This window comes from Microvirga roseola, assembly GCF_020866965.1.
Taxonomy (GTDB): Bacteria; Pseudomonadota; Alphaproteobacteria; order Rhizobiales; family Beijerinckiaceae; genus Microvirga; species Microvirga roseola.
In genome coordinates, this window is record NZ_JAJATX010000090.1 from 1 (window position 1) to 10352 (window position 10352).

The 10352-nt window shown below is 55.6% G+C and carries 10 protein-coding genes; 3 read left to right on the forward strand and 7 right to left on the reverse strand.

Annotation, left to right across the window (positions count from 1 at the left end; translation table 11 throughout):
- Nucleotides 1-312: 312 nt before the first annotated feature.
- Together LG661_RS23175 and LG661_RS25575 are read left to right on the forward strand one after the other, a co-directional pair.
- A complete protein-coding gene (locus tag LG661_RS23175) occupies nt 313-750 on the forward strand; it encodes a very short patch repair endonuclease (RefSeq protein WP_268995510.1) in 438 nt (145 codons plus the stop codon).
- Nucleotides 751-953: 203 nt separating this feature from the next.
- Nucleotides 954-1934, forward strand: a complete 981-nt coding sequence (locus tag LG661_RS25575; protein ID WP_407666822.1) for a DNA cytosine methyltransferase — start codon at nt 954-956, stop codon at nt 1932-1934.
- Here the strand turns inward: LG661_RS25575 and LG661_RS23185 are convergent.
- The 3 genes from LG661_RS23185 to LG661_RS25580 form a co-directional block, all read right to left on the reverse strand.
- The gene (locus tag LG661_RS23185) at nt 1889-2590 is read right to left on the reverse strand and encodes a PDDEXK family nuclease (protein WP_230534359.1); all 702 of its coding nucleotides are present in this window, start codon (nt 2588-2590) and stop codon (nt 1889-1891) included. The two genes, LG661_RS25575 and LG661_RS23185, sit on opposite strands and share 46 nt — an antisense overlap.
- Nucleotides 2591-2738: 148 nt before the next feature.
- On the reverse strand, nt 2739-4505 hold the full coding sequence (locus LG661_RS23190) for a DEAD/DEAH box helicase family protein (RefSeq protein WP_230534360.1): 1767 nt from the start codon (nt 4503-4505) through the stop codon (nt 2739-2741).
- 816 nt (nt 4506-5321) lie between these two features.
- Nucleotides 5322-5879, reverse strand: a complete 558-nt coding sequence (locus LG661_RS25580) for an HNH endonuclease (RefSeq protein WP_407666819.1) — start codon at nt 5877-5879, stop codon at nt 5322-5324.
- A gap of 33 nt (nt 5880-5912) precedes the next feature.
- Between LG661_RS25580 and LG661_RS23200 the strand changes: the two genes are divergently transcribed.
- A complete protein-coding gene (locus tag LG661_RS23200; RefSeq protein WP_230534362.1) occupies nt 5913-6548 on the forward strand; it encodes a GIY-YIG nuclease family protein in 636 nt (211 codons plus the stop codon).
- Between the two features lie 25 nt (nt 6549-6573).
- On the opposite strand, the gene LG661_RS23205 is transcribed toward LG661_RS23200, so the two are convergent.
- The 4 genes from LG661_RS23205 to LG661_RS23220 form a co-directional block, all read right to left on the reverse strand.
- Nucleotides 6574-7158: a class I SAM-dependent methyltransferase gene (locus LG661_RS23205; protein ID WP_230534363.1), complete on the reverse strand. Its 585-nt coding sequence runs from the start codon at nt 7156-7158 to the stop codon at nt 6574-6576.
- Nucleotide 7159: 1 nt separating this feature from the next.
- On the reverse strand, nt 7160-8200 hold the full coding sequence (locus tag LG661_RS23210; protein WP_230534364.1) for an HNH endonuclease: 1041 nt from the start codon (nt 8198-8200) through the stop codon (nt 7160-7162).
- A 60-nt stretch (nt 8201-8260) separates the two neighbouring features.
- Nucleotides 8261-8944 carry an SOS response-associated peptidase gene (locus LG661_RS23215; protein WP_230534365.1) on the reverse strand — a complete coding sequence of 228 codons (684 nt, stop codon included), beginning with the start codon at nt 8942-8944 and terminating at the stop codon, nt 8261-8263.
- 209 nt (nt 8945-9153) lie between these two features.
- Complete coding sequence (locus tag LG661_RS23220; RefSeq protein WP_230534366.1) at nt 9154-10191, reverse strand: tyrosine-type recombinase/integrase; 1038 nt, start codon at nt 10189-10191, stop codon at nt 9154-9156.
- Nucleotides 10192-10352 lie beyond the last annotated feature (161 nt).

Here is a 10352-nt window from a genome sequence, read left to right on the forward strand (position 1 = left end):
GCATTTCGAGTGCGGTGCATTCAACCACTCTGCCACCTCTCCGGGTCGCGAAGGGCATCCGGTTGAGATCGGGTGGTTCCATGAATGCGTATCCGAAACAGCTTGAAAATCAGGCCGTTACCCTGAGAATTCTACCGATCTACTCGTCGGACACAAGGACTTTCAGCAGAGATCGTTGTGAGGTCGGAGGAGTGCCTTAGATAGGCTTCATGCCTCTCCTCCTGTGACAGCGCTGTGACAGAGCGGTGCGGCGATTCCACTCGGATGGACCCTGCGAAAAGGTAGGGGCTACACTGGCGTAGGGTATCAGATATGGACAGGGTCAGTCCTGCCAAACGCCGTGAAAATATGCAGCGGATCAAGGCGAAGGACAGTGTTCCTGAGCTGGCAGTCCGGCGCACTCTCCGGGCATTAGGCGTCCACTATCGGCTCCATGTTCGTAACCTGCCAGGATCTCCGGATATCGTCATACGCCGCCGTAGGCTTGTTATCTTCGTCCACGGGTGTTTCTGGCATCGGCACCCCGGCTGCCGTCGCGCGTACGTTCCAAGCACAAGGACGGAGTGGTGGCTCCACAAGTTCCAGACGAATGTGGATAGAGATAATCGGGCTATTGCAGCCCTGTTGGAAAAGGGGTGGAAAGTCTTTGTAATTTGGGAGTGCGAAACCAAAAATCAGGAGATTTTGGACAAGGTGGTTCGGAATATCCTTGCCGAGTGTCCGATACTGGCGGACGAAGGGACCCAATGAACGACGTAAGCAGAAAAAGGCTCTACGCTGCCCGTGGTACTGATGCGCCGTGGTATAAAGGTTGGGATCTGACCGAGGCAGAGCGGGAGAGATTCCGCCAGATCAGCCTCGCATCGAAGGCCGCCAAGGAACGAGCTACGAGGGGGGAGTGTGATGCCCCTAAGCACCCGATTCCTACGCCGCGTCTGGACCCTGAGGACCTCATGCCGCAAAAGCCGTCCAATGGCCTACGCGCATTGAGCCTATTCAGTGGCGGAGGGGGACTGGATCTCGGATTTGATCGGGCAGGGTTTCGCCATATGGCGTCCTTCGACATCTTGCCCGAGACCGCTGCTGTCCTGAAAGCAGCCCGCCCGGATTGGGAGGTTCATGCCGGTGACAACGGGGATGTGACGCGGATCGACTGGAAGTCTTACCGAAGTAAGATTGACGTTCTTCATGGAGGCCCTCCCTGTCAGCCCTTCAGTCATGCCGGGGGGAGGCGAGGTGCTGCGGATGTCCGAGATATGATCCCAGAGTTTGGACGGGCTGTTTTGGCAATTGAGCCGAAGGCGTTCATTCTTGAGAATGTACCTGGATTGGCCACGAAGAAGTTCGCTCCGTACGTCAAAGAAATGATCCTGGATCGCTTGGGCAGCCGCTACCAAATCCAGATGCTCGTGCTTGAGGCTGCGGATTTCGGAGTGCCACAACGCCGGAAGCGCGTGTTCTTCGTGGGTTTCCGTAACCGCGCTGTCGCCAAACGCTATAAAGTGCCATCTCCAACCCACGCTCGTGATCTGGGAGCGGGGGAGGGCCTTCCTGTTGTTATGGGTGCGCGACAGGCGTTGGGCCTTCCTGATATTGGACTGGATGGGTTGGTTCCGACCCTCCGCAGCGGGCTGACAGGTCCTCGTCACAGCACAAGTGTGGTGAATAGTGCCACTGCTATGCGCCAGTGGGAGGAGCTTCAGATTTGGCCAAACGGAGTGGCACCGGATCGGGACGCTGCATCACGCTTTGCTGCTAAGAATGGCACTTTCCGTCTATCGATCCCAGATTGCCTGCTGCTCCAAGGCTTTCCAGCGGATTGGCCAATTAAGCCCCCAGTGTACAAGGCCTTGGGGTTAATAGGGAACTCTGTTGCGCCTCCAATGGCTTATGCGGTCGCCTGCTCTGTAGCGGATGTGCTGGCAGGGGGTTGAGACACAAGCCATGCTCGGATGAGTTCCCGAAGGATACCTGCGTGATCCTTTGTGATCGATGGCCAACTCATAAAATACTCGGGCGTGATCTTAGGATTGTTCAAGGTAGAGCCTCGCTCGATGAGGTATTTTGCTCTATCGCGGAAGATATCAAGCATCCTCTCCTTGCTGTATCCTCCAGCCAGATCCATGAGGTTCCGGTATTCTGCGGCGCTGTACTGCAGCTTGTGGAGCTTCTTGGCATCCTCAAGAGAATAAAAAGCCTTATCGCCTATGACCGCAATCATCTCCTGCTCCGTGATTACTGGAGGGAGGTGTTCCGCGACCTCAAAGTCTGGCGCGATGTAGGTCCAAACCTTATCTATCCATGGGGCCATCGCATCCGGCGTGCCATATTTGCACTCAAGGAGCTTATCGCCAGAATAGATGCCAATAATCCAATGTTTCTCTCGCCATTTCTCAATATGAGCTTTTCCTAAGTCACGTACTGTCGATATGCCGCCTTTTGCGATAGTAGTAGACTTGAGTTCGAACTCCAGTATTCGACCGTCAATCTCAAGGATAGCATCCGTGCCGTGCCTTACACGATTTGCGGGGCGGTCTAAATTGAAAAGATCAACAATTCGATTTTCGCGGGCATCGTCCTGCGCTGGCACGGTTTTCCCTCATCCCTGCTGGAGCTGGACCCGAGGTGCTGGCGTCAGCACCCGAATCACTGAAGTGGCGTCAGGAAGGATGCGTAGCCAATAACCCTATCTGGAGTCGAGCTGCCGTTCATTTGGCGCGAGTAATGTCCACCAGCGCTCAGACGCGCTCAAAACGACTCCGGTTTCCACGCCCGCCTCCAGGCATGTAGACCCACCCACGTGCTTTCATGGCCTCTTGCACAAGTGGATTCTGAAGTAGTCGTCCAGAGTGCTTCCCGACATCCACCCCTGCTTCCTTCTGTATGTCCCAATTGGAGATGGATTTCCGATCGGCCGAGGAGAGTAGGATGCGGGCGAGTGCTTCCGTGCCATTGCCAGTTCGTTCAACAGGCTCTTCAACCACGAACACGGCGTCAGGAAAGAGCTTATTGACATTGGGGAAGAGGCGCTTGAACTCAGAACATATGAAGAGCCTCTGCTCTCCACATGTCCCATGAGGCGTTATGTTCCGAGCATTGCCTCTCATAGCTAATTGCTTCTCCCATCGCAGCAGGTGGCCATGCTGAAGGCGCAGGAGATCGTCGTCCACGGAGTTCGGGCTTTGTAACTTCGATAGGCCGTATTCGGTGACAGGCTGGTCGAGCAGGGCAAGCATTTGGCCCATGGTTATCCGTTTAGGGAGGTGAAACTCGCCAAAGAGGAACACGCTGGTTGCAGTCTTCCATCGGTTCGAGCCAATGCCGTATCCCCAGTTGATGAGAGCGACCCTTCTGCCATCCAGATCGTACGCGTCCTCCCCAAGGCTGTCTTGTTTGGGAAGGTGGTTGCCTTCGAGCATTGCCTTATGAACGACCACCAATACCTTCTCGCCGGGAGATGTGTTTCTCACCACCGTCTCTCTGATCCACGATGCATAAGCCTTAGCCCGCTCAGAATGCCTGACGATCTCCGTGATCCTTTCCCCAGGCTCAACGACATCAAGAGGAGGGGTGATGTGGGTTATGGTCAGGTTCTCATAGGAGACCTGAGGTGAAGACACGGCTATCCGCCACGACACCAGCTCGGAGACACCATCAATGTTGCTGGTCGCATCCAGAAGCACAGTCCCGGGGAACACTGGCAGATCCATCTTGTAGCCCACGAAGCGTCCACCTTTTGCGCCTCTCTCAAATCGGGACATGAAGGCATAGCCTTCGCTAAGGGCTTGAGCAAAACCAATGACCTGCCCTGGGATGCTGTCGCTGCTTTTGATCAGAACACCGTAAGCCTGATGTGACAGGAACCACGAACTGCAAGACCATTGAAGGGAGCGAAAGCTCTTGTTCCCTTCCGATTCCCACGCCCCATTGAGATAATCGTGAAGTCCTTTGAAAGCCTCCACGGCTCTGCTGTCATAGCCATACTGACCGACAGCCCAGTCCCGCGCCTTGAGGACATCACCCTGGTCCACATCGTAGATGGACACCTCCTTGGGCCGCTCATCAACGATGGTCAGTATCCGGTGATTGCCACCATAGAGCCTTGCCAGAGATCCCCTTGGTCCCCTGTAGAAAGCATGAGTGACCACAACAACACGATGACTATCGAGATCATCCACCAGAAACTGGGCGCTGGGCCTGAAGCCATCCTCAGCCTCCACGTCTTCTAATGTCCGCCTTTTGTCATGAGAGGTGGTCCAGACGGCGAGGTCATGAGGACCAAGGAGCTTCACCAGTTCTCTGTAGGTGTCCTCGCACTGGTCTACGGTCTCGCAGAGGAACACAGCCGAGGCTCCATCCACAGCATCAATAACAGCCTTGATCAGCGCAAAAGCATACGAGGACTTGCCAGAGCCGGTCGGAGCGGAGACCACACGATACTGAGGGATACCAGAGGCAAAGTCCTCAAGAGCCAGAAGGCCTGCATTGAGGATGGTCTCTGCCACGCTCCTGTTGAATGGTGTAAGAGGCTGTCTACGATGTTGAGCTTGAGTTTCCAAGGCATGCCGAAAGGCAGCGCAAAGGCTGTTATTATAGATCATTGATGCTTCAGAATAAAAGCCCCCGGCGTGCTAAAGTATAATCAGCACTGTGGGGTGGTTTCTCAGTGATGTGCCGGAGAGACGCTAGTACGTAAGAGGCTAAAGATCCTCAAGTAGGGTATTTTTGGAAATTATTATAGGTGTTCATCAACAAGTTGTCCTTTGCAAGTTGTCCTTGGCTCTTGAGGCAACTTGTCGGATTTTGATGGGCATGTGAAGTCGGTCACGTTGCCATCTTGATTGATAGCGCCAATTCCCCTAAGATTGCAAATAATGCAAACGTATTCGTATGTAATAGTAATTGGCATGCTTTAGAATTTTACTGTTTGTGGCATAAGTGTGGCAAATGTACTTGAGACCACAGCCAGCTCATGATTGGTGTTTTCCTGTGTTTCCTCTTCTCGATTGAACAATGGCAGATGGCTTATCCTGTACTGGCGTATCGTGTGTCTTGATTCTGGTCGTTGTTCATGGGCTTCACCAGATCGTCCTCTAGTATCGACCGGAGCCTCAGCAACACATCATGATGCCTCTGATCCAAGCGCGATGACCGGAGCTTCTCGTCGATCAGGTGGATCAGGTCGTGAGCATCCTCTTCCGGCATGACCCAGCCACGCAGCTTCTGCATCGTTGTGTACCCTGCGAAGAATCCTGGTCCAAGTGGAGATGGATCGTGGCGCAATCAAGAGCTTGGCTTTAGCTCTGGCTGGTTTGTCGGCGTTATCGATCTGGTCCGTCCTTACCTGCCTGATCTGTGATCTTGTTGCTCTTGCGGGAATTGCAGGAAAAACACAGCGGCTGAAGGTTCTCGATGCTGTTTCTGCCTCCCTTGCTAACTGGGATGATGTGATCAACTGTGACTGCCGTCTTCCTGCCCTTGGAAAGCGGGATGTCCGCCCAAAGCCGCCTGCAGCCGGGACAATGGGGATGCTGCGCTAACAAATCCAGCCACTCACGGAGGGTGTATTCTCCTTCTGCTTGGAGCAGGCGTGCCCGACGCCGCTGGGCAAATACATGCCTGTTGCACTCCTTACAGGCCGAGAAGTAGGTGCCGTTGCTGCGTCGTGTGAATTCCGAGGCCGCGAGTACTCTCCGACACAGATAACAGATCCGGTGAGTGTCAGTGTGCGGGAGCCGTCGCTTGCCGCTGGCCCTGAGAGTGAGAATCTCAGATAGGCAATGCCTGCACATGCCATAGTGCCGGTCGTCCACCCTCTGGATGAAATCAGCCTTTGAACGCTCTTTCAGGCACCGATAGCATGTGCTTGTATTGCCCATCAGCCCTCCGCACCTTCAGTCTCAGAGTCGACCTTGAACAGCCTGATCGAACGCCTGCTATCACCTGATCGTCTGTATAATGCATCGGAAGTTCTCGGACGCCAGAGTGTGGTTCCAGCGAGTGCTGGTGTCTACGCCTGGTACTTTAGTCAGGTGCCGGGTTTTGTGGATGCCACGGCCTGTCACAGGTTTGGTGATCATACCCTCCTGTACGTGGGCATTTCGCCCAAGGCCCCACCCACCAATGGCAAACGTCCAAGCCAATCCACGCTTCGCAAGCGCCTCCAGACCCACTACGGCGGGAATGCAGAAGGATCGACCCTGCGCCTGACTCTTGGATGCCTCCTGAGCGAACACCTCGGTATCAAGCTGCGGCGGGTTGGAAACGGCACACGTCATACATTCACGAATCCTGGCGAACAGGTCTTGGATCGGTGGATGCAGAACCATGCCTTTGTCACTTGGGTGGAGACTAATCGGCCGTGGGAACTAGAAAGCCAGATACTGGCATCCGGACTGCACCTGCCGCTCAACATTGATGGCAATTGTCAGCCAGAAACGGTAGCTGCGCTCAGTGCCTTACGATCCAAGGCAAAGCAGCAGGCCAAGGAAATGGACATCATTGCGGACAACGGTGGCCCACGAAAGGCGCTAAGGGTGCAGGTGTAACCCGCAGGTTCTGTCGCAGAAGCCCTTAGTCAGCCTTACGAACAAGACTGTTGAGCCACATTTCGCTTTGCCTGCTCGGCCGCACATCCCCCGTGCGCCACAGTTCAATGACCTGAAAGCCTCCGACCTCAGCGAGTATCTCCTGAAACGTCTCCTCCGTCAGATCAGTGAAGCGGCGACCATCCTTCTCGCGCTCTCCTGAGCCATACTTGAATGATGTGTACAGGATGCCGTCCTTCCGAAGCGCCTGATGGCAACGGGTCAATACGCTGGGAAGCGCCCCCCGAGGGACATGAAGGAGGGATGCGCTTGCCCAGATCCCATCGAACTCCTCACTCCACACCATGTCATCAAAGGTCATGTGAAGCACAGGAAGACCTGTATGTTGGGCCGCACGCCTGACCATCTCCGTTGCCGCATCGAAAGCCGTCACATGGAAACCGAGATCCGCGAAGGCCTTTGCATCACGGCCAGAGCCACAACCTGCATCCAGTACATGAGCTGAAGGCGGCAACTCACGAACGAACCGCGCCTGAAGCAGGCTTACATCTGCTGCGACCGTGTCAGCGAAGAACTGGTCGGCATTGCGCTCATAATAGTTGATGGACATCTCAAAACACCGGCGGGGCACGAAGAATGGGCTTCCAAGTCGCGATACGGTTCGTAAGGGCCGCAGTGAAGCAACTCTGGAGAAAGCCTGCCCGAGCCGATGGCGATTTTCCAGTCTGCCGCACAATAGTCTCTCCGAGTGGGTGTTTGCTCCCGATCAGGAATTCATTGCGGGTGTAGAGCCGCTCCACAAGTTCCAGTGCTGGGGCCAGATCGGATTTGCCACTGATCCCTCTGTTGCAGTCCCGGCAGGCCAGAACCAGATTCCAGATCCCGTTCACGTTCCCGGGCAGGCGTGGCCCCAGCACATGGGGGAACACATGGTCCACATCTGCCAGATCACTGGCCCCTGCGGTAATCCGGATCTGGGTAAAACAATAAAAGCAGTGGCCCTTCTGGTAGCCATTCAGGGCGTCACGGGAGGATGTGACGCTGATCCGCCGACGCCGCTTGAGCCCCTCCGGTTGCTCCTCACCAAAGAGTGCAACGAGCCGTTCACCGTGGTCGTCAGTCTCAATCAGCGGAACAGTGACTCCAGCCTCCCAAGCTGTCTCCACCAGACGCCAGCGACCCTCAACCTCCCTCTCCAGATCGGAAGCGACACTCTCATTGGCCAGACGGAAGAACTCGGAGGTCAGGCGGATGCCCTTCTGGGGCCGCTGTTCCTTATAGAAGAATCGGACGCTCTCGCGACCTCCACCGAGGTTGTGAAAAGCATCCAGCACATCGCCGAAACCATGCTTTACCGTGGCATCGCGGAGTCGATCATCGGAGTATTCTCGGTCAATCCACTTCTGGCATTCCTGAAGGAATGTACTCTTTTTGAACGTCCCCTGCTTCGGAGCCTGCTTCAGGTGATCACACAGGACTTTCGCATACGGGATGGCAAGCTCGTCGAGGCGGACGAGGTCATTCTGATTCCGGCCCAGAGACAGTAGGGCCTGCCCCAGAGCGAACTTGTACGATGCGGTGTTCTTCCCAAAAAGGATCACTGCACGCCAGTTGTCCTCAAGAGACGGAGTGGATGTCAGGAAAGTCGGCACGGCAGCTTCATATGGTCTCGTTCTATTTTAGCTGATTGATACCAGCACAAGGATTTGCCGTCAGCCTGCGGCAGGCAAAGGCTCCAACAGAATACGGTCGTTATTCTTGGGGCTGTTCACCTGCGTGGACACTTGCCATCTGATCATCCCTTCAGACGAATGCGGCTTCAGGAGATCGCCGGAATGCTCCTCCTCGCTAATCCAGCGGCCACGGTTCTTTGCCTCAATGATCAAAGGCATCCTGTTGTGAAGATCCGACAGAAGCTTATTACTCTGTGTGGTAAGAATGACAAACGTGCGGACCCATGCGCCGTCCGGTCTCTTCCAGTTTTCCCACAGTCCGGCAAGGGTGAATGGCTGACTACCTTCCATACCAATCGCATAGGGCTGCCTGCCCACTGACCATACCTTCTTCCACTCGTAGAAGCCGTCAACGGGGATCAAGCATCGGCGATAACGATAGGCAGCACGGAAGTTGTCTGTGGTCACAACCGTTTCGGCAGGGACGCTGACCAGATCCCGTCTGATCTTTGGGACCGCAGCCCCGCTCGGGATAAAGCCCCACTGCGATGTACTGAATACTGGCTGCTTCGTCTCTGGGTCGCGCCGGATCACCAAGAAGTCGTGCCCTGGCGCACCATTAAAATGGGCCGGGATGTTGGGGAGGTTGTCATCTGGACAGCTTAGACTAAGTGAGGCCGCATACTCCTCCGGCGTGCGATACTGTATAACACGTCCGCACATGCCCGTTCCTCCTCCAGGCAGTTATTCTCTGCCCAGCGTAGACGAACAACAACAAACGAGACTTTAAGGTCTTTTTTGAAGTGCGCCCGGCAGCTCCGGCAGATAGACTTGGAAATCGATGGGACTCCTGAAATTCTGTCCCGAGATTGATGCAAATGGGCTGGGAGCCTGACACAGGCCAAGCTCCCTTTAGCTGACTGCCGGTGGTGTCAGTCCACGTCAGAGGTAGAGCGAGGCAACACACCGACGTTCCGTTTTCGCTCCGCAACTGCAAGCTTCTCCGCTACCGCCTCGGCTCTTGGATGGGTGTATCGAAAGAGCATGCGCGGATCGCGATGGCCGCTGATGAGGGCAACCTCGGGGACATTGAGACCAGCCTCGAAGAAGCGACTGACAGCCTCATGACGCAGGTCGTGAAACCGGAGGTTGCTCAAGCCAGACCGTTGGATAAGGCGATCCCATGCTTGCCTCACCGCTGTAGCCTTTGCTGGGAACACCCTATCATGGCCGTGTGGTAGCTCATTCAACGTGCGTATCGCCTTTGGTGTCAGCGGGATTACGCGAGGATGGCCGTTCTTCGTGGTCAGGATTTTGATGGTCCTCGCGGAGGCGTCAACATCATCCCATCGGATCGACAGGAGTTCGCCACGGCGCATGCCTGTTTCTACGGCCAAGATGATTAGGGGTTTGACGTACCAGGCCCGTGCGCGATCCACCGCTGCCCAGAAGCGCCCGATCTCCTCTGGTGCCAAGCGGCGCTGACGGGCACGACTCGGCTCGGGCAGAGTGATCTGACGCACAGGGTTGAGGCCGATCGGGAAATCCCATTCCCGCCGTGCAACCTCGAAGCAGTGCTGGAGGATTGCCAGTTCACGCCGTACGGTGGCACTGGTCACGAGCTTGAGGCGGTCATCGCGGTATCGGGCGACCATTGCGCCTGAAACTTTGTCCAAGCTGGCCTTGGCAATGCTGTGAGCGCTGATCACGCGAATCTTGAAACGCTCTCGGTCCGCCCCTCGCTTCTTGGTGGTGATCTCCAGTTCGTACCGTTTGAGGAGGTCGCGAACGGTTGCGCTTTTGAGTTCCCGATGGCCGACGGGAAGCTCTGCCCGGTCAATCGCTCGTTCCGTGTCTCGCGCCCAGATGGCTGCATCGGTTCGTGAGGAAAAGGTTTTGGTAAGGGGAGGGTAGCCCTGACGCCGTATCTGAACGTGCCAGGAAGAACCGCGCTTGCGGATGGTCGCCATAATGATCTGTCCGTCTGTGTGCCACGAATGTGCCGGACTGATCTGTTGGGCTGGTTCGGACGCTCTGGCGGTCCTCGGCCTGAACCTCAGAAATCCTTATGGATCAGAGGGTTAACTGGCGGAGAGGGGGAGATTCGAACTCCCGATACGGTTGCCCGTAT